This window comes from Streptomyces albiflavescens (assembly GCF_014645835.1).
Lineage (GTDB): Bacteria > Actinomycetota > Actinomycetes > Streptomycetales > Streptomycetaceae > Streptomyces > Streptomyces albiflavescens.
This window is the reverse complement of sequence record NZ_BMMM01000023.1, coordinates 14,776-38,809: the sequence shown is the minus strand read 5'-3', so window position 1 is coordinate 38,809 and position 24,034 is coordinate 14,776. Positions and strand designations below refer to the sequence as shown.

Here is a 24,034-nt window from a genome sequence, read left to right as displayed (position 1 = left end):
CGAAAATTGTCAGCCCCTGAGGTCGGGGCGGCGGAAGGTGTCAGTCCGAAGCCCGGGCGTGGGACACATCCGGCTTCCGAGCCCCGGCGCGGGGAGCATCCGGACTCTGCGCCCGGGCGCGCGCCGGTGCGAACGCCGCCACCACCGCCCCCGCCGCAGCGACCCCCGCCGAGACCCACAGCGCGGGCCCGCACCCGTCGACGAAGGACTCCGCCGAGCCGTAGCCCCCGTACCGTGTGAACACGGCCGCGGCGACGGCGACACCGAAGACACCGCCCAGCTCGCGCAGCGCGTTGTTGACGCCGGCCGCGACACCCGCGTCGCCGGGCGGCACCGACGAGGTCACGGAGTTCGCGACGGTCGGGAAGACCATGGAGATGCCGATGCCGGCGACGATCAGCGGCACGACCAGGCTGCCGTAGCCGACGCCGGGCTCCACCTGCCGGGCCAGCAGCCCGAGGCCGACCGCCTGCAGGACGAGGCCCGTCAGCATGAAGGGCCGGTTCCCGAACCGGTCGGCGAGCGCGCCCGCGACCGGCGCGACCAGCAACGGCATGCCGGTCCACACCAGGATCCGGACGCCCGTCTGCAACGGGGACTCGCCCAGGCCGAGTTGGAACAGCTGCGTGATCATGAAGAGGGAGCCGAGCAGCGACGTGAAGGTCAGGAACGCCACCCCGTTGGCGGTGGCGAAGCCGCGCCTCCTGAAGTGCGCGAGCGGCAGCATCGGGTAGCGCGCCCGCGACCGCTCCCAGCCGAGGAAGGCCGCCACGAAGACGACGCCGACGGTCAGCGCGCCCAGCACCTCGGCGCTCCCCCAACCCGCCTCCGGGGCGCGCACCGGCGCCCAGGCGAGACCCGTCAGCCCCACGGCCGCCAACAGCAGCCCCACGACGTCGAGTTGAGGACGGGGACCATAGCTCTCGCGCAGCTTGAGGGCGGCAAGCGGCAGCATCGCGAGCCCCGTCGGCACATTCAGCCAGAAGATCCACTGCCAGGACAGGCCCTCGGTGACAGCGCCGCCGAGCACGGGTCCCGCGGCCACGCCGAGCCCGGTCACCCCACCCCACACGCCGATCGCCACGCCCCGCTTCTCGGCCGGGAACGCCTCGCTGATCAGGGTCAGCGTGAGCGGCAGCAGGACGGCCGCTCCGGCGCCCTGGACCACGCGCGCGGCGATGAGCTGCCCCGGACCGCCCGCGAGCGCCGCCAGCGCCGAGGCCAGCGTGAAGACGGCGAGCCCGACGACGTACATGCGGCGCCGCCCGAAGCGGTCACCGAGCGCCGCGCCGGTCAGGGTGAGGCAGGCGAAGACGAGGTTGTACGCGTTGATCGTCCACTCCAGGTCGGACAGGCTCGCCCCGAAGTCGGCCCGCAGCGCGGGCAGCGCGGTCGCGACGACGACCACGTCCAGGGAGCAGAGCAGTGCCCCGAGTCCGGCCAGTACGACGGTCCACGCGCGGTGTGGCGGCGCGGCACCGGCAGCCGGTGCGCGGACCGGGGCACGCAGGGTGTCAGCCATGACGGTTCCTTCCGTGAGGTCGAGGGATCACTCACGGAAGGCAGACCGGGCCCGGTCCTGAAAGGAATCGCGGCGCCTCGGGAAGCCGTCCCAGGAAGGCGAGCAACCGGTCACGGGGCGGGGCGGACGGCGACACGGCGACCGGCTCCGCGAAGCGGACGCCGCGATCCTCGTCCGCGACCACGCACCGTGCCACGGGCAGCAGTTCGACGGCGAGCGCGGAGGGAATCGGCCGCGCCCGACCGCAGGCCTGGGACACGTCCCACCCGTGCACGGCGATCTCCACGGCGCCCACGGCGGTCATCACCCGGGCATCCAGCGGCCGGTCACCCACCACCACGGTGTCCGGGTGTCCCGCGGCCCAGGCGCCGAGCACGGCGCAGGCACGCCTGCGAAAGCCACAGACGGGATCGGAGGCCGCTTCCAGGAAGAGCCCTGCGGGGAAGGTGCCTTTGGGGAAGAGCCCGATGGGCCTGCCCGTGAGTCCCTCGTACAGGGCGTCCAGCGAGTCGTCGAGGTGCCCGAGAAGCTCCCCCAGGTCCCACTCCGCGCAGGGTGTGACCCGCTCCAGACTCCCGGGCGGGACGGCGGAAACGCTTCCCAGGGCGTACGCGAGGGAACGCTCCAGCAACTCCCCGGTGTTCACGACAGCACCGCCGGCATCCCGAAGCGTGCGAACAGCCCCGGGCCCAGGAAGACGGTGATGCGCGCGATCGCCGGGTCCTCGGGCGCTCGCCCGACCGGCCCTTCGACCGCTCGGCCGACGGTGAGCACCTGCAAGGAGTGGGCCCTGAAGACGCCGTCGGCGCCGCGCAGGTACATGGCCGCGGTCGGCTGCCCGTTCGCGCGCGTGGGAAGCGTCCGCAGCCCTCCCTTGACGTGTGCCCGGGTCTCCAGGAACCGCAGCACGTCCTTCTTGCCTCTGAACCACTCCAAGTAGGGAGGCATTTCCAGTTCGACACCGTCCTGGAGGAGTCCGAGGAGCGCGTCCATGTCGGCGTCTTCGAAGGCCGCCATGTAGCGGTCGATCAGCTCGCGGTCCCCGGGGACGTCGGGCTCGGTCACCAGTTCCTCGTCGGGCGCCACCTCGTCGAGCCGGGCACGCGCGCGTTGCAGGCTGCTCTTGACGGCCGCCGTGGAGGTGCCGAGCAGGGCGGCGACCTCGGGCGCCCGCCAGGCCAGCACGTCCCGCAGGATGAGCACGGCCCGCTGCCGCGCCGGCAGGTTCTGCAGCGCGGCGACGAGCGCGAGCCGCAGACTCCCCCGGGCCGCCACCACCGTCGCCGGGTCGATGAGCGCGTCGGGCAGCGGCTGCAGCCACGGCACATCCGTCGCAGGGGCCCTCAGAAGCTCCTCAGGCCCGTCCGAGGGCCCGCCGAGCCCCGTGGGCAGCGGACGGCGCACACGGCCCTCCAGAGCCGTCAGACACGTATTCGTGGCGATCCGGTGCAGCCAGGTGCGCAGGGACGCCCGGCCCTCGTACCCCTCGTACGACCGCCAGGCCCGCAGATACGTCTCCTGGACGAGGTCCTCGGCGTCGTCCACCGACCCGAGCATGCGATAGCAGTGGGCGAGCAGCTCCCGCCGGTACGGATCGGTCAGCCGGACGAATTCGTCGCGGTGCGTCGTGATGGCCATCCCCGCTCCCTTCGTCCACCGGCACGCACCGATGGATCGTTCACCGGTACAGACCGGCGCAGCGGCGAAAACGAATCGGCCGGTCCCGGAGAAGTTCCGGGACCGGCCGTCGTACACGCGAGACCAGGGGTCCGTGAGGCTAGAGGCCGACCTCGGCCATGAGCATGCCGACCTCGGTGTTCGACAGGCGGCGCAGCCAGCCCGACTTCTGGTCGCCCAGGGTGATCGGGCCGAAGGCCACGCGGACGAGCTTGTCCACCGGGAAGCCGGCCTCGGCGAGCATGCGGCGCACGATGTGCTTGCGGCCCTCGTGGAGGGTCACCTCGACCAGGTAGTTCTTGCCGGTCTGCTCGACGACCCGGAAGTGGTCCGCCTTGGCGTACCCGTCCTCCAGCTGGATGCCGTCCTTGAGCCGCTTGCCCAGGTCGCGCGGGATCGGGCCCACGATGTGCGCGAGGTAGACCTTCTTCACGCCGTACTTGGGGTGGGTCAGGCGGTGGGCCAGCTCACCGTGGTTGGTGAGCAGGATGACGCCCTCGGTCTCGGTGTCGAGCCGGCCGACGTGGAAGAGCCGCGTCTCTCGGTTCGTCACGTAGTCGCCGAGGCACTGACGGCCCTCGTTGTCCTCCATGGTCGAGACGACACCGGCGGGCTTGTTCAGCGAGAAGAACTGGTACGACTGCGTCGCGACCGTCAGCCCGTCGACCTTGATCTCGTCCTTCTCCGGGTCGACGCGCAGACCCTGCTCCAGGACGATCTCGCCGTTGACCTCGACCCGGGCCTGCTCGACCAGTTCCTCGCAGGCACGCCGGGAACCGTAGCCCGCGCGCGCGAGCACCTTCTGCAGGCGCTCGCCCTCCTGCTCGGCGCCCGGGAAGGTCTTGGGCAGCTTGATGTCCTTCTTGCCCGCGTACCGGTCCCGGTTGCGCTCCTCGGCCCGCGTCTCGTACTCGCGGGAGCGCGCGGGCTCCGTACGGCCGCCACGCTGCTGGCCCTGCTTGGGTCCGCCCTTGGCGCCGCCGCGGGCAGCGCTGCCGCGCCCGGACTTCGGGCCGTCCTTGGAGGCGCCGGGGCCCACGTCGTAGCGGCGCTCCTCGGGGCGGGGCTTGCTGGGGCGGCCCTGCCCCTGCTTCTGGTCCCTGCTGTTGCCGGCACCGCGGTAGTTACCGCGCCCACCGCTCTTGCCGCTACCGCTGCCGCTGCTTCGCATCAAAGTTCCGTCTAGTCGTCTGCGTCGTCTGTCCCCGGAGCGTCAGGAGCATCCGGATCGAACGACGGAACCCCTTCCTGCGTCTCGGCCTCGATCGCGTCCGCCTCCGGGAGGAAGGGCGCGAGCTCCGGGAGCTCGTCCAGACCGCGCAGGCCCATCCGCTCCAGGAAGTAGTTCGTCGTCGTGTACAGGATCGCACCTGTTTCAGGTTCCGTGCCCGCCTCCTCGACCAGACCGCGCTGCAACAGGGTGCGCATCACACCGTCACAGTTCACTCCGCGGACCGCCGAGACCCTCGAACGGCTGACCGGCTGACGGTACGCGACCACCGCGAGCGTCTCCAGAGCCGCCTGCGTGAGCCGGGCCTGCTGCCCGTCCAGGACGAAGCGTTCGACGGCCGCCGCGTACTCGGGCCGCGTGTAGAACCGCCAGCCACCTGCGATGAGCCGCAGTTCGAAGCCGCGGGCCTGCACGGTGTACTCGTCGGCCAGCTCGCGCAGCGCGTCCGCGATCTGCCGCCGCGGCCGCTCCAGGATCTTCGCGAGGTGCTCCTCGGTCGCGGGTTCGTCCACGACCATGAGGACGGCCTCCAGGGCGGGTTTGAGATCGAGGTCGGCGACGGTGCGCGGCCCCGCCGGGATCTCGGTGGTCTCCTCGCTCACGCCTTCTCCTTCTTGGCGTCGTCCTTGGGTTCCTCGGGCGGCCGGTCGAACTCGTCCGTGACGGTCGGCTGCTCGTCCCCGTCCCCGCCCGTCCAGCGCACCACCAGGTCCCCGAGTGCCTCCTCCTGGTCGAGCGCGACGGCCTTCTCCCGGTAGAGCTCCAGAAGCGCCAGGAACCGGGCCACGACCGTGAGGGTGTCATCGGTGTCCTCGACGAGCACGCGGAAACTGGCCTCCCCGAGCTCCCGCAGCCGCGCCACGACGATCCCGGCCTGCTCCTGCACGCTGACCAGCGGTGCGTGGATGTGGTCGACGTACACCTGCGGCTTGGGCCTCGGCTGCATCGCCTTCACGGCGAGCTTGGCGAACCCCTCCGCCCCGATGCTGATGACCACCTCGGGCAGCAGCTCGGCGTGATGGGCTTCGAGCCCGACGGTACGGGGGTAGCGGCGGCCCTCTTCTTCCAGCCGCGCGTTGAAGATGTCCGCGATCTGCTTGTACGCGCGGTACTGCAGCAGCCGCGCGAACAGCAGGTCCCGCGCCTCCAGCAGCGCGAGGTCGGCCTCGTCCTCGACCTCGGCGGAGGGCAGCAGCCGAGCGGCCTTGAGATCGAGCAGCGTCGCCGCGACGACGAGGAACTCGGTCGTCTGGTCGAGGTCCCAGTCCGGCCCCATGGCCCTGATGTGCGCCATGAACTCATCGGTGACCTTGGACAACGCCACTTCGGTGACATCGAGCTTGTGCTTCGAAATCAGCTGAAGCAGCAGGTCGAAGGGCCCCTCGAAGTTCGAGAGCCGCACCTTGAAGACACCGTCACCGGCCTCGGCAGGGGCTTCGGCCTCGGCAGGGGCTTCAGGCCCGGCGGGAGCCTTAGCCCCGGCGGGAGCTTCAGACCCAACAGGAGCTTCAGGCCCGACTGGAGCTTCGGCCCCGGCGGGGGCTTCAGGCCCGGCGGGAGCTTCAGCCCCAACAGGAGCCGCAGACCCGACGGGAGCTTCAGCCCCGGCGGGAGCTTCGTACTCGGCGGCGAGGGGTTCCTCGGCAGCTCCGCCCGCGGTGTGGGCAGGCGCTCCCTCGGCCTCGACAAGGGATTCGCTCTCCGCCGCAGGCGAAACGGCCTCAGGCTCCCCCGCAGGCGAAGCAGGCTCCACCGGGGGCGGCGGAACCTCGACGGGCGGCTCAGGCGGCGCAGCTCCCGGCCCCCGCCCCAGGACACGCCGACGACCGGCGGAGCCACCGGCGGGGACAGGGACGTCGTTCGAGGTCATAGCCGTCGCAGGCTACCGCTACCGCCCACGCAGCCGTCGAACGAGGATGCTCGCGTCCCCCCGGGACTCAAGATCCGCGAGCACCACGGCAACCGCCTCGCGGACGATCCGCCCACGGTCGACCGCGAGCCCGTGCTCCCCGCGGAGCACCAGCCGGGCGTGCTCGAGATCCATGAGCTCCTCGGCGGACACGTACACCGTGATCTTCTCGTCGTGCCGCTCCCGCCCGCTGGGCCGGCGGTTGGCGGCACGCCCCCGCTTGCCGCGGGAGGACTGCCCGGCGGGGGCAGAACCTTCCTGCGCCGCCTGGCGTCGCCCGGAGCGCTCCGGAGCGGCGCCCCGGCTGCGGGACTCCCCCGCGTCGGACTCGGCGTCGGCCGCGACGTGTTCGTCGCCCTCGCCGTCACCGCCCTGGACGGGCACCGACGGGGGCGCGTCGTCCCCGGCGGCCGCCGCATCGCTCTCGCCCGCGGGAGCCGGCACCCGGGCCTCGCCGTTGGTCCGGCGTGAGGGCGTGGACGCCTGGAGCGCCATTCCCCCGGTGGTACGGAACAGTTCGTCGGCCCCCGGCAGACTCACTCGGCGTGACACCGGGCGAGCACCTCCCTGGCGAGCTGGCGATAGGCGGCGGCACCGACGGAGTTGGAGGCGTACGTGGTGATCGGCTCACCGGCGACCGTGGTCTCCGGGAAGCGGACGGTCCGGCCGATCACCGTGTGGTAGACGTGATCGTCGAAGGCCTCGACCACGCGCGCGAGCACCTCACGGCTGTGCACCGTACGGGAGTCGTACATCGTGGCGAGGATGCCGTCGAGCTCCAGCTCGGGGTTGAGCCGCTCCTGGACCTTCTCGATGGTCTCGGTGAGCAGCGCGACACCACGCAGCGCGAAGAACTCGCACTCGAGCGGCACGATCACCTTGTGAGCCGCCGTCAGGGCGTTGACGGTGAGCAGGCCGAGCGAGGGCTGACAGTCGATCACGATGTAGTCGTAGTCGGCCATTAGCGGCTTCAGGGCGCGCTGCAGCGTGGACTCACGGGCGACCTCGCTCACCAACTGCACTTCGGCGGCGGACAGGTCGATGTTGCTGGGCAGCAGGTCCATGTTCGGGACCGCCGTCTTCAGGAGTACCTCGTCGGCCGCCATGCCCCGCTCCATGAGCAGGTTGTAGACGGTGAGGTCGAGCTCCATGGGGTTGACGCCGAGACCCACGGACAGCGCGCCCTGCGGGTCGAAGTCGACGAGCAGGACCCGGCGTCCGTACTCCGCGAGCGCGGCACCCAGGTTGATGGTCGACGTGGTCTTGCCGACGCCGCCCTTCTGGTTGCACATCGCGATGATCTTCGCGGGGCCGTGGTCGGTCAGCGGGCCCGGGATCGGGAAGTACGGCAGCGGTCGGCCGGTCGGGCCGACGCGCTCGCGGCGCTGACGGGCAGCGTCGGGCGCGAGCGTGGCCGCGTACTCCGGATCGGGCTCGTACTCGGCGTCGGGGTCGTAGAAGTGCCCCTCGGGCAGTTCGTCGTAGTCGGCGAAGTGGGTGCGGTTCTCGCCACTTCCGTTGCCGGCCATGGCGTTCACGTGATGGCCATCCATGCTCTGGTGTGCTGTCTGAGTCATCCGGGGACTCTTTTGGGCTGCGAAGGTTCGGACAGCGACGGAGCCGACAGCCTCGAGCCCCGTGGGGCTCTGGCCCCGCGCCGGCATTCCTGGTTGACCACCCCCGGGAGAAAATGTCGACTCATTCACAAGTCGTCTTACCTCCTTGGTGACCAGGAAACTTCTAGATAGGTCAGCGTGGCACCATGCCGACGGTTGGCGACTCTATGGCGTGTCACCGGTCCGCAGCAACACAATCCGCCGGACCCGACCCGATGTGTCGGCAACCGAACACCCCGCTGTCAAGGGCGTAAGGCCGTCGCACGGTAGGTTTCACCGGTGTGCGAATCGGTCGAAGGGTTACGTTCGCGGCGAGTTGAACGAGTGTCGCAAAGTGACCCGACACACATCCGGCCGGACCCTGTCGAGCAAGGTCCGGCCGGGTGCGCTGGGTTGACGACCTGTGTTGACGTATCGCCTTTTACCCGTTGATGACTTAACCGAGCAGGGTCTCCAGCTCGACGTGCTCGAGGCCGAGCGCATCGGCGACCTCGCGGTAAACCACCTTGCCGTCGTGGGTGTTGAGACCCTTGGCGAGCGCGGGGTCACGGCGCAGCGCCTCGACCCAGCCGTTGTTGGCCAGCGACACGATGTAGGGCAGCGTGGCGTTGGTGAGGGCGTTGGTGGAGGTGTTCGGAACAGCGCCCGGCATGTTGGCGACGCAGTAGAAGACCGAGTTGTGGACCCTGAAGGTCGGCTCGGCGTGCGTGGTGGGGCGCGAGTCCTCGAAGCAGCCGCCCTGGTCGATCGCGATGTCGACAAGGACACTTCCCGGCTTCATGCGCGACACGAGCTCGTTGGTGACCAGCTTCGGAGCCTTGGCACCCGGGATGAGGACGGCGCCGATGACGAGGTCGGCGTCGAGGACGGCCTTCTCCAGCTCGAAGGAGTTGGACATGACGGCCTTGACCTTCGTGCCGAAGACCTTGTCGGCCTCACGCAGCTTGTTGATGTCGCGGTCGAGCAGGGTCACGTCGAAGCCCATACCGATGGCGATCTGCGCGGCGTTCCAGCCGGAGACGCCACCGCCGATGACGACGGCCTTGGCCGGGACAACGCCCGGGACACCGCCCGGCAGGACACCGCGGCCGCCGGCCGCGCGCATCAGGTGGTACGCGCCGACCTGCGGGGCCAGACGACCCGCGACCTCGGACATCGGGGCGAGCAGCGGCAGCGCGCGGTTCGGCAGCTCGACCGTCTCGTAGGCGATCGCCGTGGTGCCGGACTCGAGCAGCGCGTCCGTGCACTCCTTGGATGCGGCCAGGTGCAGGTAGGTGAAGAGCGTCTGATCCTTGCGAAGGCGGTGGTACTCCTCCGCGATGGGCTCCTTGACCTTCAGCAGCAGGTCGGCGGTGGCCCAGACCTCGTCGGCGGTGGGAAGGATCTGCGCACCGGCGGAAACGAACTCGTCGTCCGTGATCGAGGAGCCGACGCCGGCGTTCTGCTCGATGAAGACCTGGTGGCCGTTGCGCACCAGCTCATGCACGCCGGCAGGGGTGATGGCCACCCGGAACTCGTTGTTCTTGACCTCGCGGGGGATACCGACCTTCACGTCGATCACGGTCCTTGGCTCAGGGGATGTGGTGCATTACAAGACATACCCACATGTGCGGGGGCACATCGGGAGACACCGCGGGAGAAGGTGCGGCAGAGCCAGTTTAATGAAGGCGTTCTCTCTGTCTAGCCTTTCATTGCATCAATCTTCTGCGGATGCACTGCGGATTTCGTAGGTGTTAGCGTCTTGTTCCCTGGCCGTAGCGGTCTTAGGGAGCTCATCACCCAGCATTCGCTCGGCCGCGCCGCGATGCAGCCGGGCGGCCGCCGGGTCGCCGAGCCGCTCCAGGGTGTCGGCCAGCCTGAGCTGCAGTGCGGCCTGCAGCCGTACCTCGTCGGCGCGGCGTGCCCACTCGACCGCCTCCTGGCAGGTGCGCAGCGACTCCTCGGGCCGCCCCGCGTACTCCTGGACCCGCGCCAGCTCGCTCAACGCCCGGGCCTGGGCTGCCACATCACCGTTCTTGCGGTGACCGCTGACGGCGGCGCGCCAGTTGCGCAGCGCCTCGCCGTAGCGGCCCGCGTAGGTGTGCGCGGTGGCGATACGGCCGTACAGGCGGGCCGCGTCCACCCGCTCGTCGCGGGCGAGCCGCTGAGCGAGCGCTCTGCCGTACCAGTCGGCGGCCCGGTCGTAGTCCCCCAGCTCCTGGTGGGCGCCGCCTACGGATTCCATCGCGCGGCCGGTCGCATACGGGTCATGTGCTTCGCGCCCGGCGTCCAGGGCGGCCCGGTAGCGGGCCAGCGCCTCGCTCGTACGTCCGGTCTGCGCGTCCAGGTCCGCGAGGTTCAGCAGGGCCGCGGCCTTCTCGCGGGGCAGGTTCCGGCGCTCGGCGACGTCCAGGACGAGCCGGTGGATGCCGTACAGCTCGGGCGCCGCCGCCCGGGTGCCGACGTGCGCCACCATCGCCCTCACCAGCGCGGCCATGAGCCGGCGCGCCAGCGTGTCCAGCTCGCCGTCGGCGACGGCGAGCCGGGCGGAGGCCAGCAGTGCGGGCTGCCGGATGCGCAGCCAGTCGGCGGCGGCCGCGGGATTCGGGAAGCGCAGGGCGCGCGGCATGCCGGCGAGCTTCTCGCGGGCGGGCGAGCTGTCGGTCTCGGTGATGGCGCGGCAGGACACCAGCAGCCGTACGGTCCGCTCCAGCATCCGGGCGCGGGCCAGCTGCAGCTCGGCCGGGCGGTCGTGGGTCTCGGCGAGCACGCGCAGCAGCGGCTGCAGACAGCCGGGCACCTCGTACTGGGGCAGCGGGGACTCGACGGACCGGATCAGACCGAGCGCGGCGAAGTCGTCCAGCGCCGTGTGCGCGGTGCTCACCGAGCAGCCGGCCAGCGCGGACGCGGTGTGCGGATCGACGAGGCCGGCGGGGGCCAGCGAGAGCAGTCGCAGTATCCGCGCGGCGGTGCTCGGCAGTGAGGCGTAGCTGAGCCGGAAGACACGGGCCAGCGGCGAGCCCTCCTCGCCGTCGCTGCGCAGATGCTTGGTGAGGTCGGCGACAGCCGACTGCGGGCGGGCCGCGAGCCAGCCGCCCGCGAGCATCAGGGCGGCGGGCTGGCCCGCGCACAGCTCCACCAGGCCCTCCGCGGCGAGCGGGTCGACGGTGATGCGCACCGAGCCGGTGAAGCGGTCGAGGAGTTCCAGGGCGGACTTGGTGTCCAGACCGCCCAGGGTGCAGGGGCGAACGTCCGCGATGCCGGTGAGGGGGCCTCCGGAGACGGCGACGACCAGGCACTGAGGGGTGTCGGGCAGCAGCGCGTCGACCTGCTCGGCGTCGGCCGCGTCGTCGAGCAGGAGCAACACACGACGGGGGGCGAGGGCCTCGCGCACCGCCTCGCTCAGGTCGTCGGCGGCGGCCCCGGGCGGTGCGGGCCGCTGCAGGGCTGAGAGGAGCTCCCGTGCGGTGCGTTCGGTGGGCACCCGGGTACCGTCGGGCTCGGTGAGCCGGGCGCGCAGCACACCGTCGGGGTAACTCTCGGCAACCTGCCGTACGAGCTCCTCGGCGAGCGCGGTGCGGCCCCAGCCCGGCTTGCCCGCGATGAGAAGCACGCGCGCGCGTGGCGCCTTCCTGCCGGAGAGGGTGTCCAGGCCCGCGCGCTCGATGTCGGCCCGGAGTTCCTTCAACTCTCTTGTACGGCCGAGGAACTGACCCACCGTAGGAGCGGACCCGGCAGCCGGGCGCTGCCCCTTGGCCGACACCTTCGTGCCGCCGTTGTCCACCGCCTGATCCGCCACGGGCCACGCTCCCGTCCCACTGCACGCTGGGGCCCGCCGGGACTCCGGTTCGGGCGTTTCCAGAGCCTAGTTCACGCTCTGCGACGATCTGGGAGGAGCGCGGCGGGCACGTCCCCCGATCGGATCAGGCGATCGTAGGACTGATGGCGTCGGGGTGGCGTCCGAGGTGGGTCAGACCTCGAAGGGCCGCGCGGGCCACGGCGCCTCCGCCGGGCGCAGAGCGTCGAGGCCGTCGCCGTGCCGCGCGGCGACCAGCGAAAGGACACCGACGACGAGGCAGTTGTTGTGCAGGTCACCGGCGAGCACGCCCTGTACGAGCTCGTCGACGGAGACCCGGGCCAGCTCCATGTCGGCCTCTTCGTCCTCCACCTCGAAGCGCTGCCCCTCGGCTTCGGAGAGGTCGCGGGCGAGGAAGATGCGCACAGCCTCGTCGCAGCCGCCCGGCGTCGTGTAGACGTCGGTCAGCACGCGCCAGTCCTCGGCCTTGACGTGCGCCTCTTCGTAGAGCTCGCGCTGGGCGGCGTGCAGCGGGTTCTCGCCCGGGATGTCGAGCAGGCCCGCGGGGATCTCCCAGAGCTTGTGGCGTACAGGGTGGCGGTACTGGCGGATGACCAGCACACGCCCCTCGTCGTCGAGGGCGAGGACGGCCACGGAGCCGGGGTGGACCTGGTAGTCGCGGCGGGCGACCGATCCGTCGGGCATGACCACGTCGTCGGTGCGCACCGAGGTCTTGTTGCCCTTGAAGGGGGTCTCGGTCGCCCGGACCTCCCACTCCTCGGCGGTGTCCTTGAGCGTCATGGTCTGTCCTTCCCACACGTACAAAAGATCCGGTCACGGCCGAAAGAAATCGGCCACAGCGAGGCTGCGACGAAGACCGGGGCACGCACCTCGAAGACGCGCACCCCGGCCACCGTACAACCCTTGTGCTACTTGCCCGTCTTGCGCTCCACCGCGGCCTTGACCAGGCCGGCGAAGAGCGGATGCGGGCGGGTCGGGCGGGAGCGCAGCTCGGGGTGCGCCTGGGTCGCGACCAGGTAGGGGTGGACGTCGCGCGGGTACTCGACGTACTCGACGAGCTTGCCGTCCGGGGAGGTGCCGGAGAACTGCAGACCGGCCTTCTTCTCCAGCTCGGCACGGTAGGCGTTGTTCACCTCGTAGCGGTGACGGTGGCGCTCCTCGACGTACTCCTTGCCGTCGTACACCTCGCGCACGATCGAACCGTCGGCGAGCTTGGCCGGATACATACCCAGGCGCATCGTGCCGCCCATGTCGCCCTCGCCCGCCACGATGTCGAGCTGCTCGGCCATGGTGGAGATGACCGGATGGCCGGTGGCGGAGTCGAACTCGGTGGAGTTGGCGTCCGGGATGTCGGCCAGGTTGCGCGCGGCCTCGATCACGATGCACTGCAGGCCCAGGCACAGGCCGAGCAGCGGGATCCTGTTCTCGCGGGCGTACTGGATGGCGCCGACCTTGCCGGAGACACCGCGGTCGCCGAAGCCGCCGGGGATGCAGATCGCGTCGACGTCGCCGAGCTGCTTGGCCGCGCCCGCCGGAGTCTTGCAGTCGTCCGAGGTGACCCACTTGATCTTCACGCGGGCCTTGTTGGCGAAGCCGCCCGCGCGCAGGGCCTCGGTCACGGACAGGTAGGCGTCGGGCAGGTCGATGTACTTGCCGACGAGCGCCATGTTGATCTCGTGCTGCGGGTTGTGGACGCGGTCGAGCAGGTCGTCCCAGCTCGTCCAGTCCACGTCGCGGAAGGGCAGGTCCAGCTTGCGCACGACGTACGCGTCGAGCCCCTCGGTGTGCAGGACCTTCGGAATGTCGTAGATCGACTTGGCGTCGATGGCCGCGACCACGGCCGCCTCGTCGACGTCGCACATCAGCGAGATCTTGCGCTTGATCGCGGTGGGCACCTCGCGGTCGGCGCGCAGCACGATCGCGTCCGGCTGAATACCGATGTTGCGCAGCGCCGCAACCGAGTGCTGCGTCGGCTTCGTCTTCAGCTCCCCGGACGGGCCGATGTACGGGAGGAGCGAGATGTGCACGACGAACACGTTGTCACGGCCGACCTCGTGACGGACCTGGCGGACCGTCTCCAGGAACGGCAGGGACTCGATGTCGCCGACCGTGCCGCCGACCTCGGTGATGACGACGTCCACGTCGTCGGTGGCCATACGGCGGATGCGGTGCTTGATCTCGTTGGTGATGTGCGGGATGACCTGCACGGTGTCGCCCAGGTACTCGCCGCGCCGCTCCTTGGCGATCACCGTCGAGTACACCTGGCCGGTGGTGACGTTGGCCGAGCCGTCCAGGTCCACGTCGAGGAAGCGCTCGTAGTGACCGATGTCCAGGTCGGTCTCGGCGCCGTCGTTGGTGACGAACACCTCGCCGTGCTGGAACGGGTTCATGGTGCCCGGGTCGACGTTCAGGTACGGGTCGAGCTTCTGCATCGTGACCCGCAGACCCCGCGCCTTGAGCAGCGCGCCCAGGCTGGAGGCGGTCAGGCCCTTGCCGAGGGAGGAGGCGACACCCCCGGTGACGAAGATGTGCTTGGTCGTCGTGGCTGTGCTGTTTCGAAAAGCAGCGGGCGGCATGGCCAAGAGGGGGCTCCCGTGGTCGCGGTCTGGGGTGCGTACCGGCGTGGTGTCCGGAGATTTCCGGAGGCGCCGTCGCTGCGGTTCGGGGGTTTCTTGCCCACCGGTCCACGGGCTACCAGGGTATCAGCGACGGGACGAGGCCGCTTCCGGCCACGCTCCGCACACACGTGGGCACAGACCTCACACGGTGCTCACTCGATCGGCCCACCCGGGTTGACGGGAGCGGCACGCGGATCTTCCACGTGCGTCGTATCCTGCTCGGACACTCGCTGCCGAGCCCGGCCGGCACACGGCACCATCCCCGCCCGTACCCCGGAACAACGAGAGCTCGTCAGTTCGTTTCGAAACGACAATCGCAACGACAATCGAACCAAGAGTTGACGTTTCGCAGCGACACATGACCATCGTTCCGCACAACTGACGTTCCCCATCAACCGACGTTCCGCATTACAACGTTCCCTGACCGCAGAGCGACCGCCCCCCGGGGGCGACGTGGCCGTTCGACTGGAGATGCACGTGGCCGGGCGCATCGAGGACTACGCACTCATTGGAGACATGCAGACAGCCGCACTGGTCTGCCGGGACGGCACAGTCGACTGGCTGTGCCTGCCCCGCTTCGACTCCCATGCCATCTTCGCTGGGCTGCTCGGCACGGAGGAACACGGATTCTGGCGGCTCGGCCCGGCGCACGCGGCCGACGCCGAACCGCCGTCCGCGGCACGCCGCAGGTACCGCGGCGACTCGCTGATCCTCGAATCCGAGTACGACACCCCGCGCGGCACGGTCCGAGTGACCGATTTCATGCCCCCGCGTGATGGCGCGCCGCAGCTGATCCGGATCGTCGAGGGCGTCACCGGCCGGGTGCCGATGCGCTCCGCGCTGCGCATGCGTTTCTCGTACGGCCGCGTGGTGCCCTGGGTGCACAAGCACGAGGGGCGGACGGTCGCCGTCGCAGGGCCCGACTCGGTGTGGTTCGACACCGCCTGCGAGACCTACGGCAAGGCGCTGACCACGTACGCCGACTTCACGGTGGCGCCCGGTGACCGTCTCGCCTTCACCATCTCGTGGGAGCCCTCGCACAAGGAGCCGCCCGCGCTGCCCGAGCCGGAGCAGTCGTTGGAGGCCACGGAGGACTTCTGGCGCGAGTGGGTCGAGCAGTGCACGTATCACGGCCCCTACCGCGAGGCCGTCGTCCGCTCGCTGATCACGCTGAAGGCCCTGACGTACGCGCCCACGGGCGGCATTGTCGCCGCCCCGACGACCTCGCTGCCGGAGGAGATCGGCGGCGTACGCAACTGGGACTACCGCTACACCTGGCTGCGCGACGCAGCGATCACCCTCTCCTCGCTGCTGCGCACCGGCTACCGCGAGGAGGCCCGCGCCTGGCGCGAGTGGCTGCTGCGCGCCGTCGCGGGCGACCCGGAGAACCTGCAGATCATGTACGGCATCGCGGGCGAACGGGAGTTGGGCGAGGCGGAGCTCGACTGGCTGCCCGGATACGAGAATTCCACTCCCGTGCGCGTCGGGAACGGCGCCGCGCACCAGCTCCAGCTGGATGTGTACGGCGAGGTCACCGAGGCCCTGCACCTCGCCCACATGACCGGCCTGTCGCGCAACGACTACGCCTCGCTCCTCCAGTTGAAGCTGATCCGCTACCTGGAGGACCACTGGGACCAGCCGGACGAGGGCATCTGGGAGGTCCGCGGCCCGCGCCGCCACTTCGTGCACTCCAAGGTGATGGCCTGGGTCGCCGTCGACCGCACGATCAAGCTCATCGAGTCCGGTGACGCGGACGGCCCGCTGGAGAAGTGGCGCGAGCTGCGCGACGACATCCACCGGGACGTCTGCGAGAAGGGCTACGACAGGGAGCGCAACACGTTCACGCAGTCGTACGGCTCCAAGGAGCTGGACGCCTCGCTGCTCCTCATCCCGCAGATGGGCTTCCTGCCCCCGGACGACAAGCGCGTGATCGGCACCATCGAGGCGATCCAGCGCGAGCTGTCCACCCCGGACGGCTTCATCCTGCGCTACCCGACCATCGGTGAGAAAGCGGGCGTGGACGGTCTGGAGGGCGACGAGGGCGCCTTCCTCGCGTGCTCGTTCTGGATGGCGGACGACCTCGCGATGATCGGCCGCGTGGACGAGGCCCGCAAGCTGTTCGAGAAGCTGCTGGCGCTCCGCAATGACCTCGGTCTGCTGGCCGAGGAGTGGGACCCGCGGCTGCAGCGCCAGGTCGGTAACTTCCCTCAGGCGTTCAGCCACGTGCCCTTGATCGACACGGCACTGCGGCTGACGGCGAGCGGCGCGTACGGCGGCTGACGGCGAGCGGCGCGTACGGCGGCTGACGGCGCGTGATCGTTCCCCGCGCCCCGTGAGGGGCGCGGGGAACCGCGCGACCGGCCATGGACGACCCACGGCTTGGCACGGCGTCCGTCCAGAAGACCGCCTACGCTGAAAACAGGTCCTGTCCCCTGCTGAAAGGGGGCGGCTTCCATGGCTCCCCTTTCGAAGGCGGGTGCGGCGCTCGCCGCGCTCCGCGCGGATCTGGTCGGCGACGTGTTCGCCCCGGACGATCCGGGGTACGACGAGGCTCGGACGATCTTCAACGCGATGATCGACCGACGCCCCGCCGTGATCGCGCAGTGCGAGGGCGAGGCCGATGTGGTCCGTTCGGTGCGCTTCGCGCGCGAGCTTGACCTGAAGATCGCGGTGCGCGGCGGCGGCCACAGTGTGTCGGGCATGTCGCTCAACGACAACGGCCTGGTCATCGACCTGCGACGGATGCACACGGTGACGGTCCATCCCGGTTCCGAGACGGTACGGATCGAGGGCGGGGCCGTCATGAGCCACCTCGACCGCGCCACCCAGCCGTACGGCCTGGCGACCACCGGCGGCCGCGTCTCGACCACCGGCGTCGGCGGCTTCGTACTCGGCGGAGGGAACGGCTGGCTCGACCGGACGTTCGGCCTCGCCGTCGACAACCTGCTCGGCGTCGAGCTGGTGACGTCCGACGGCTCGACGGTTCTGGCCACCGACCGTGAGAACCCCGAGCTGTTCTGGGCGCTGCACGGCGGCGGCGGGAACTTCGGTGTCGCGACCGCGCTGACCCTGAAGCTGCACCCGCTTCCCGAGATCTCGTTCGCCCTGCTGATGTACCAGCCGGATGCCGGCCCGGACGTGCTCCGCATCTACCGCGAGGTCATCGAGAACGGTTCGTCGGAGGTGAGCGGCGCCGTCATGTATACGACAGGCCCGCCCGAGGAATTCGTCCCGGAGCACATGGTCGGGAAGCGGCTGGTCCTCGCTCTCCTCACGTATGTCGGCGGCGAGGAGGCCCTGCGCAAACTCGCCCAGCCGCTGGTGGCGCTGGAGCACGAGGCCGAGATCCTCGCCGCCATCCCCTACGCCGACCTCCAGTGCATGCTCGACGACCCGCCCGGTATGCGGAACTACTGGTCGGCGGAGTTCATGACCGGCCTGCCCGACGACCTCGTGGACGTCTTCTGCGAGCTTGGCGATTCCGTGCCCGTGCCCACGGGAACCCAGCATGTGCTGTTCCCCGAGGGCGGCGCGATCGCCTCGGGCCCGGCCCGGTTCCCGGTGCCCTACCGGGACGCGCCCTGGGCCGTGCACCCCTTCGGGGTCTGGGAGGACCCGGCCGACGACGAGCGGTGCATCCAGTGGGTCAAGAGGGTCCGCGCCGAGGTCCGGCCCTGGAGCACCGGAGCGGTGTACCTCAACTTCATCGGAGACGAAGGCGGCGACCGGGTCGTGGCCGGCCTCGGCGCCGAGAACCTTCGGCGCCTTTCCGCCGTGAAGGCCGAGTACGACCCGGACAACGTCTTCCGCTTCAACCACAACATCAAGCCGACCTGAATCGGGCTACGTGGTGACCGGTCGGACGGCCGGCACGACGTCGTCCATGCCCGCCGCTTGTCCATGCCCGCCGCTTGTCCAGGCCTGCCGATTGCCCAGGCCTGCCGATTCAACGAAATCCGAAGATCATTCGCTGTTTCCCTGCGGATACGACAGTGTGGCGGGGTGGTGACGAACGCCACAACAGACACGAGGTCGCGCAATTTCGGGGTGGGGGCGACGCAACGTCGCGCCCATGCCGCCCGTGCCGACTCCCGTAACCGGTCGGAGATGTCCCGCGAACGCGACCGCGGGTAGCGTCCGCTGCATGGACAGCCGTTTGGACAGCCGTTACGACACCCAGGGCGCCGGAATCACCGTGCAGCGGGCGCTGGAACTTCCCGGGCTGCGCAGCGGGCTGCCGGAAATCCTCGCGGGGGCCGACCGGCTGCAGCGCACCGTGCGCTGGGTGCACGCGGGCGAGGTCCCGAACATCGCCTCACTCCTCAAAGGCGGCGAACTCCTGCTGACCACGGGCTACGGCCTCGGCACCCGCCCGGCCGAACAGCGCGCCTTCGTCCGCACCCTCGCCGAGCGGGGCATCGCGGCGCTCGTCGTGGAGCTCGGGCCGCGCTTCACCCGGCTGCCCGCGGCGCTCGTGGAGACGGCACGCAGCGCCGGCCTCCCGCTGGTGCAGCTGCACCGCGAGGTGCCCTTCGTGACGGTCACGGAGGAGATCCACACCGAGATCGTCAACGGCCACTACGCACTGCTCCAGCAGGCCGAGGAAGTGCACCGGCGATGTACCGAAGCCCTCCTCGGCGGCGGCGGAGTCCCCCAAGTCCTCGGCATCCTCGCGGACTTCAGCGGCAACCCCGTCTTCCTGGAGACGGCGGAGGGTCAGCTCCTGTACGCCGCCGGGGCCGGTTCCGCGGGCGCCGATCCGCTCCAGGTGTGGGAGGGGCTGCGCGGCCAGCACAAGGAGCAGCCGCCCGCCGGAACGACCCTCGTGGACGTGCCCGGCGGCGGCCCCGGCACCGGCTCGGTACGGGCCCGGCTGGTCCTTCTGCCCGTCAGCTCCTCCGTCGCGCCGGTGCACCGGATCGCCGCCGAGCGGGCCGCGGGCATCCTGGCCGTCGTCCTGATGCAGGCCCGCCAGGAGGAGGAGCTCGCGGCGCGCGGACGCGGCGACTTCCTCACCGACCTCGCGGAGGGCCGCATCGAGGCCGAGGACGCGCCCGCGCAGGCCCGCGTGCTCGGCTTCAAGCCCGGCTCCAGCCCGCTCCTGCCGGTCGTGATGCGGCTCGCCGACGGCCTGTCCCCCGGCGGCGGCTGGGCGGTCCTGGCCCGCGCGGTCGCCGAAGAGCTGGCCTCCGTGGGAGTCCCGGTCCTGCTGGGCGTACGTCCGGTCGAGGGCCGTGTCCCGCTGCTCCTGGGCCTGCGCTCGGAATCCGAACGCGCGGCCGTGGCGGACCGGGTCGCGGCGGCGCTGCGCGCGGGCGTCGAGCGCGCGGGCATGCAGCGGCCCGGTGCGCAGCCGCCGGTGGTGGTGGTCGGGGTCGCGGGCGGCTGGGCGGCCGCGTCGGCGGGCCTGCGGCACGCGGCGGAGACAGCGGCGGCGGCACAGGGTCTCTCGGACCGCCCGTGGTACGACGCGCGCCGCCTGGACATCGACCTGCTCCTGTGGCGCCTTCGCGACCACCCGGACCTGGCCGCCTTCGTGGACCGCGCGATCGGCCCCCTCCGCGACCACGACAACCGCTCCAAGCCACCGCTGCTGCCCACCCTGGAGACGTACTTGGCCCACGCGGGCCGCAAGGCGGAGACGGCCCGCGAGCTGCATCTGAACCGGCAGACCCTCTACAACCGCCTCGCCCGGATCGGGGAGTTGCTGGGCACGGACCTGGACGACCCGCAGACAGTCCTGGCGTTGAGCCTGGCGCTGCGGGCGCGCCGACACGTCCCCTAGCCCGGACGTCCCCTAGCCAAGGGGCTTGGACTGGGTCAACTCGTCGTAGACGCTCAGTACTTGAGCAACGGTCTCGTCCTCGGTGGGCCAGGCGGCGGCCTGTCGAGCGCCCTTCGCCTTGAGGAGTTCCCGGTGCCCGGGGTCGCCGAGGAGGCGTACGACCGCGTCCGCGAGCGCCTGGGCGTCGCCGTACGGGACGAGTTCGGCTGCGTCGCCGACCAGTTCGGGGATGCCGCCGACCGCGGTCGCGACCAGCGGCACGCGCGCGTGGAGGGCCTCTTGCGCGAGTACCGAGCGGGATTCCCAACTGCTGGTCAACAGTGCGAGATCGGCGGCCGCGAGGAGCTCCGTGATGTCCTCGCGCCGGCCGATCAGCCGGGCGGGCAGCCCTTCGTCCTCGATACGGCGCTGCAGAACCGTCCGCAGCGGCCCCTCCCCCGCGATCACGAGCAGCGGCAGGGGATCGAGGCGACGCCAGGCGCGCGCGGCGTCCAGCAGGGTGTCGTAACCACGATGCCGGTCGAGCGAGCCGACGGCCATGAGCAACGGCCGGTCGGTGGCGCCGAGTTCGGCCAGCGCCTTGTGCCGCAGTCGGTCGGGGTCACCTTGCTCGAGGGGCGTGCGCGGGGCGGGGAACGCGACGGCGGCGAGCCGTGCGTCGCGCGCTCCCCTGCTGCGAGCGCGGTCCACGAGGTCGGACGAGGTCCCGAGCACCACGGCGGCGGCCCTGGCGACCCGCCGCTCGAGGAGCCGCAGCAGATGGGCCCGCGCCCCCTCCGCGTGTGAGCGCGTGTGCCAGGTGACGACGAGCGGCACGCGCCGCCCGCTCAGCGCGAGCGCGGCCCGCAGCGCCGCGTGCAGCCCGTGCGCGTGCACCAGGTCGGCGTCCGCGCAGGCGGTCCGCAGCGCGGCCACGGAGGCCGGGTCGCTGCTGCGCGGCACCGCAACGTGCTGCGCGCCCACGCCGGTGAACCCGTACACCCGATCGGCCTCGGCGGGGGCGCACACAGTCACCCGCACACCCCGGGCGACGAGCCCCGAAGCCAGCGACCGCACATGCGCACTGCTGCCCGCGCTGCCGCCGCCGAGCACCTGCACGGTGCGCAGCGGCAACTGGCCGTGCGGTGAGTGGCTGCTCACGTGGCTCACGTGGCCGGGGCTCCTGATTCGGCGTCGGACGGTCACGAAGAAACTACAGAAGGATCGCGCAGGGGGGTGTACCGCACGTCGTGCTCCGCGTACTCCGCCAAGGATGCCAGGCCGCACGGGTGTTCCGGGACCGCCGCCGGACGATGGTCGCGAAGACTGGGGCAACTCGCCGGGGGTAGTCACTCACACGAGTGAGAAGTGCGGTCGTTTTGGGTGGAGTTCGAGGGTTGGGCACTGGAGGGCGCGTGCTTACCGTCGTCAACGCGCCGGGGCGCGTGATGGCAAGCTTCCGACCTGGTCGGCGGGCCGGCCGGGTGGGGTGGGGTGGGGTGGGGTGGGGTGGGGTTGCCCGGCCCTCAGAGGCGCCGCCCGCGGTCAGGGGCACGCCCGGAACGGAGCCCGGGTGCACGCACGGAGCCCGGGTCCATGCACGGAGCGCGGAGACCGTACAGAGCGCCGCGCTCGTACAGTGCACGCCGGTCGCACAGGTCATCACCCGCGACGCTCCTACAGAGCACACCGCTCACACAGACCATCACCCCCGCCCCAGCGAGCGCGCCGCATCACTGGCCTTCTCCCCGTATGCCGCCGCGGCCACCAGTGCCGCGGCGTGGGCGATGAGCCCCGCGCGGCCGTTGCCCGCGGCGATGGCGGTGCCCAGGGCGGCGCCGAGCGCGTGTGCGCCGGTGTCGCCGATCATCGCGCGCTCACCGAGGTCGTCGGGGAGCACAGCCGCGGCGGCCCCCATGGCCGCGGCGGACAACTGCCCGGCGGTTTCGCCGCGCAGCACCCCGGGCGCGCCCAGGGCGAGCACGGCACCGGCGGCCCGCCCGGGCCGCACATCCACAAGGTTGACGAAGTGCGCGGTCCCGGCGATCACGACACCCGCGAGCAGCTTGTCCAGGAGCCGCTCCTTGAGCATCGCCCCCGCCACCAGCCCGGCTGCCGAGATCCCGAACAACTTGACCGCCCCCCTGGTCACTTCAGTCAACCGCCGTTCAAGCAGTAATAACTTCGCAGGTCAGGGCGCTGGATGAGGTCATCCCGTTGACTGCGGCGTCGCCCCTCGCCGTGCGTGCTCGGTTCGGCCTACGGCGCCATCGACAGGGAGCGTTCCAGCAGGAGGCGACTTCTGCGCGGCCGACTCACGCGCCTGGCGATTCTTCCCGGTCTGCGGGGGCGGGTCCCTTCGAGACCGGGAGGTGGCCGTGCAACAGGAGGCTGACAAGCTGGCCCACCACCGCCTCGCCCGGCGGTATGCGGTTCACCGCGGCCAGGTACACGACGGTTCCGGAGTAGATGTCGACCATCAGTGAGGTATCGGTGTCCGGCGGCAACCGGCCTTCGAGGCGGGCCCGCTCCAGCAGCTTCACGACCGACGCGCGGCGGGGTTCGATGAGCTCGGCGAAGGCTCCGGTGCCGGTGGGATCCTCGATCACGTCGGCGAGCAGCGCCGGGAGTATCAGGCAAGTGGGCATGGCGGAGACGAGCTCGATAGTGAGACGGACGGCCGTGCGGAGGTCGGCTTCGAGGTCGCCGGTCTCGTGGATGGGAGGCAGGGGGACTTCCCCGCTGAGGGCCTCGATCACGAGTGCGGCCTTGTTCGGCCACCACCGATAGATGGTGGCCTTGCTGACTCCGGCCCGCCGGGCGATGCCTTCGAAGGTTAGCCGCTGGTATCCGACCTCGCTGAGGAGGTCTTTCGTGGCTCGGAGCACGGCTTCGTGAGATTCCCGGCGACGCCGACGCGAGTCAGGCGCGATGTGGTCGGGCTGGGCGGCGTACTCAGGAGCCAAAGCGCTCTGGCGGCCGTCTTGCCGCCTGGGAGTGTCCACCGCATGTCTCCCTTGTGAGCCACTGGCGCCCCGTTGATTTTGCCCTGAAAGTGGCCCTATATTGGCGAAACGGTGCGTTTCGTACTGTATGCTCCGTCTTGTACTCAATAGTAAGATCCGTAAGCCTGCTTGGAAAATGCTGGGACGTGGTTCAGCAGGTCCGGCGGGTGGATCACCACGCGTCAGACCCGCGCGCAGGATCTGGCGCCTATGGGCGTTCCCCCCTGAGCGCCCGAGATCCCTGTTGCGACCCCCGGAAGGGGGACATCATGCGCGCAACTACGGGCAGGATGCGGCGGATAGCCGCTGTGATCTGCACGGCACCCATCTTTGCCATCGCGGCCGGAGCCGGCGCTGCCAGCGCGGCCGCTTTCCCCTCGTCGTCCCATGTCGCTTCGGCTCCCTCCCACGACAGCAAGGGCCTGGGAGATCGCTGCTTCTACGGTGACGGCTGGGGCTGGGGTTGGGGAGACCGCTGCTTCTATGGTGGCGGCTGGGGCTGGGGAGACCGCGGCCACTCCGGTGACGGCTGGGGCTGGGGAGACCGCGGCCACTCCGGTGACGGCTGGGGCTGGGGAGATCGCGGCCACTCCGGTGACGGCTGGGGCTGGGGAGACCGCGGCGGTGGCGGGTACGGCGGTGGTGACCACGGCGGTGGCGGGTACGGCGGTGGTGACCACGGCGGTGGCGGGTACGGCGGTGGTGACCACGGCGGTGGCGGGTACGGCGGTGGTGACCACGGCGGTGGCGGGCACGGCTACTGACGCTCCAGCGCAGTGAGCTCGCGATCAACGTTCGGCAGTTTCGTGAGTGCCGAATCCGGATGCCCGGACACCTCGGGCATCCGGACCCGTCTGAAGCGGCAGGCCTCCCATCCGACTGATAGTCGGGGCGGT

18 protein-coding genes and 1 pseudogene are annotated in these 24,034 nt (G+C 70.8%); 4 read left to right on the top strand and 15 right to left on the bottom strand.

Annotation, left to right across the window (positions count from 1 at the left end; translation table 11 throughout):
- Positions 1-40: 40 nt before the first annotated feature.
- The 12 genes from IEY95_RS41745 to pyrG all read right to left on the bottom strand — a co-directional run bounded on the left by IEY95_RS41745 (position 41) and on the right by pyrG (position 14,327).
- Entirely contained in the window at positions 41-1,522 is a 1,482-nt protein-coding gene (locus tag IEY95_RS41745) for an MFS transporter (protein WP_189191476.1), read from the bottom strand.
- Between the two features lie 31 nt (positions 1,523-1,553).
- Positions 1,554-2,168 carry a TIGR03086 family metal-binding protein gene (locus IEY95_RS41740; RefSeq protein WP_189191475.1) on the bottom strand — a complete coding sequence of 205 codons (615 nt, stop codon included), beginning with the start codon at positions 2,166-2,168 and terminating at the stop codon, positions 1,554-1,556.
- Positions 2,165-3,160, bottom strand: coding sequence for a sigma-70 family RNA polymerase sigma factor (locus IEY95_RS41735; protein WP_189191474.1), 996 nt, complete (start codon positions 3,158-3,160; stop codon positions 2,165-2,167). Before IEY95_RS41735 ends, IEY95_RS41740 begins: the two co-directional genes overlap by 4 nt.
- 139 nt (positions 3,161-3,299) lie before the next feature.
- Positions 3,300-4,370: a pseudouridine synthase gene (locus IEY95_RS41730; RefSeq protein ID WP_189191473.1), complete on the bottom strand. Its 1,071-nt coding sequence runs from the start codon at positions 4,368-4,370 to the stop codon at positions 3,300-3,302.
- An 11-nt stretch (positions 4,371-4,381) separates the two neighbouring features.
- Positions 4,382-5,032 (bottom strand): SMC-Scp complex subunit ScpB, encoded by a 651-nt coding sequence (gene scpB, locus IEY95_RS41725; RefSeq protein ID WP_189191472.1) that lies wholly within the window; start codon positions 5,030-5,032, stop codon positions 4,382-4,384.
- Positions 5,029-6,300, bottom strand: a complete 1,272-nt coding sequence (locus IEY95_RS41720) for a segregation and condensation protein A (protein WP_189191471.1) — start codon at positions 6,298-6,300, stop codon at positions 5,029-5,031. The genes scpB and IEY95_RS41720 overlap by 4 nt, the downstream gene beginning before the upstream one ends.
- Positions 6,301-6,318: 18 nt before the next feature.
- Entirely contained in the window at positions 6,319-6,891 is a 573-nt protein-coding gene (locus IEY95_RS41715) for a hypothetical protein (RefSeq protein ID WP_189191470.1), read from the bottom strand.
- On the bottom strand, positions 6,876-8,003 hold the full coding sequence (locus tag IEY95_RS41710) for a ParA family protein (RefSeq protein ID WP_189191469.1): 1,128 nt from the start codon (positions 8,001-8,003) through the stop codon (positions 6,876-6,878). The genes IEY95_RS41715 and IEY95_RS41710 overlap by 16 nt, the downstream gene beginning before the upstream one ends.
- Before the next feature lie 388 nt (positions 8,004-8,391).
- Positions 8,392-9,507 (bottom strand): alanine dehydrogenase, encoded by a 1,116-nt coding sequence (gene ald / locus IEY95_RS41705; RefSeq protein ID WP_189191579.1) that lies wholly within the window; start codon positions 9,505-9,507, stop codon positions 8,392-8,394.
- Between the two features lie 144 nt (positions 9,508-9,651).
- Positions 9,652-11,733: a tetratricopeptide repeat protein gene (locus IEY95_RS41700; RefSeq protein ID WP_189191468.1), complete on the bottom strand. Its 2,082-nt coding sequence runs from the start codon at positions 11,731-11,733 to the stop codon at positions 9,652-9,654.
- Between the two features lie 171 nt (positions 11,734-11,904).
- Positions 11,905-12,531 carry an NUDIX domain-containing protein gene (locus IEY95_RS41695; protein ID WP_189191467.1) on the bottom strand — a complete coding sequence of 209 codons (627 nt, stop codon included), beginning with the start codon at positions 12,529-12,531 and terminating at the stop codon, positions 11,905-11,907.
- 128 nt (positions 12,532-12,659) lie between these two features.
- Positions 12,660-14,327: a CTP synthase gene (gene pyrG, locus IEY95_RS41690; RefSeq protein WP_189191578.1), complete on the bottom strand. Its 1,668-nt coding sequence runs from the start codon at positions 14,325-14,327 to the stop codon at positions 12,660-12,662.
- A gap of 513 nt (positions 14,328-14,840) precedes the next feature.
- Between pyrG and IEY95_RS41685 the strand changes: the two genes are divergently transcribed.
- The 3 genes from IEY95_RS41685 to IEY95_RS41675 all read left to right on the top strand — a co-directional run bounded on the left by IEY95_RS41685 (position 14,841) and on the right by IEY95_RS41675 (position 20,154).
- Positions 14,841-16,649 carry a glycoside hydrolase family 15 protein gene (locus tag IEY95_RS41685; protein ID WP_189191577.1) on the top strand — a complete coding sequence of 603 codons (1,809 nt, stop codon included), beginning with the start codon at positions 14,841-14,843 and terminating at the stop codon, positions 16,647-16,649.
- Between the two features lie 174 nt (positions 16,650-16,823).
- Positions 16,824-18,206, top strand: a complete 1,383-nt coding sequence (locus IEY95_RS41680; RefSeq protein ID WP_189191466.1) for an FAD-binding oxidoreductase — start codon at positions 16,824-16,826, stop codon at positions 18,204-18,206.
- 307 nt (positions 18,207-18,513) lie between these two features.
- Positions 18,514-20,154 carry a PucR family transcriptional regulator gene (locus tag IEY95_RS41675; protein ID WP_189191465.1) on the top strand — a complete coding sequence of 547 codons (1,641 nt, stop codon included), beginning with the start codon at positions 18,514-18,516 and terminating at the stop codon, positions 20,152-20,154.
- Positions 20,155-20,166: 12 nt separating this feature from the next.
- Here IEY95_RS41675 and IEY95_RS41670 read toward each other — a convergent pair whose 3' ends face one another.
- The 3 genes and pseudogenes from IEY95_RS41670 to IEY95_RS41660 form a co-directional block, all read right to left on the bottom strand.
- Positions 20,167-21,303, bottom strand: coding sequence for a glycosyltransferase family 4 protein (locus IEY95_RS41670; protein ID WP_189191464.1), 1,137 nt, complete (start codon positions 21,301-21,303; stop codon positions 20,167-20,169).
- A 535-nt stretch (positions 21,304-21,838) separates the two neighbouring features.
- A pseudogene (locus IEY95_RS41665) lies at positions 21,839-22,288 on the bottom strand (hypothetical protein); the annotation flags it as partial.
- Positions 22,289-22,448: 160 nt separating this feature from the next.
- A complete protein-coding gene (locus tag IEY95_RS41660; protein WP_229703723.1) occupies positions 22,449-23,021 on the bottom strand; it encodes a TetR/AcrR family transcriptional regulator in 573 nt (190 codons plus the stop codon).
- A 386-nt stretch (positions 23,022-23,407) separates the two neighbouring features.
- Here IEY95_RS41660 and IEY95_RS41655 point away from each other — a divergent pair, with 386 nt between their 5' ends.
- On the top strand, positions 23,408-23,902 hold the full coding sequence (locus IEY95_RS41655; protein ID WP_189191463.1) for a hypothetical protein: 495 nt from the start codon (positions 23,408-23,410) through the stop codon (positions 23,900-23,902).
- The last annotated feature ends 132 nt before the right edge of the window (positions 23,903-24,034 follow it).

What these genes read in the sequence shown, in the direction of transcription:
- IEY95_RS41685 (WP_189191577.1), top strand. Translation starts at nt 14,841, where the DNA reads ATGCACGTGGCCGGGCGCATCGAGGACTACGCACTCATTGGAGACATG.
- IEY95_RS41745 (WP_189191476.1), bottom strand. Translation starts at nt 1,522, where the DNA reads ATGGCTGACACCCTGCGTGCCCCGGTCCGCGCACCGGCTGCCGGTGCC.
- IEY95_RS41675 (WP_189191465.1), top strand. Translation starts at nt 18,514, where the DNA reads ATGGACAGCCGTTTGGACAGCCGTTACGACACCCAGGGCGCCGGAATC.
- IEY95_RS41680 (WP_189191466.1), top strand. Translation starts at nt 16,824, where the DNA reads ATGGCTCCCCTTTCGAAGGCGGGTGCGGCGCTCGCCGCGCTCCGCGCG.
- pyrG (WP_189191578.1), bottom strand. Translation starts at nt 14,327, where the DNA reads ATGCCGCCCGCTGCTTTTCGAAACAGCACAGCCACGACGACCAAGCAC.
- IEY95_RS41720 (WP_189191471.1), bottom strand. Translation starts at nt 6,300, where the DNA reads ATGACCTCGAACGACGTCCCTGTCCCCGCCGGTGGCTCCGCCGGTCGT.
- IEY95_RS41695 (WP_189191467.1), bottom strand. Translation starts at nt 12,531, where the DNA reads ATGACGCTCAAGGACACCGCCGAGGAGTGGGAGGTCCGGGCGACCGAG.
- IEY95_RS41730 (WP_189191473.1), bottom strand. Translation starts at nt 4,370, where the DNA reads ATGCGAAGCAGCGGCAGCGGTAGCGGCAAGAGCGGTGGGCGCGGTAAC.
- IEY95_RS41710 (WP_189191469.1), bottom strand. Translation starts at nt 8,003, where the DNA reads ATGCCGGCGCGGGGCCAGAGCCCCACGGGGCTCGAGGCTGTCGGCTCC.
- IEY95_RS41655 (WP_189191463.1), top strand. Translation starts at nt 23,408, where the DNA reads ATGCGCGCAACTACGGGCAGGATGCGGCGGATAGCCGCTGTGATCTGC.
- IEY95_RS41735 (WP_189191474.1), bottom strand. Translation starts at nt 3,160, where the DNA reads ATGGCCATCACGACGCACCGCGACGAATTCGTCCGGCTGACCGATCCG.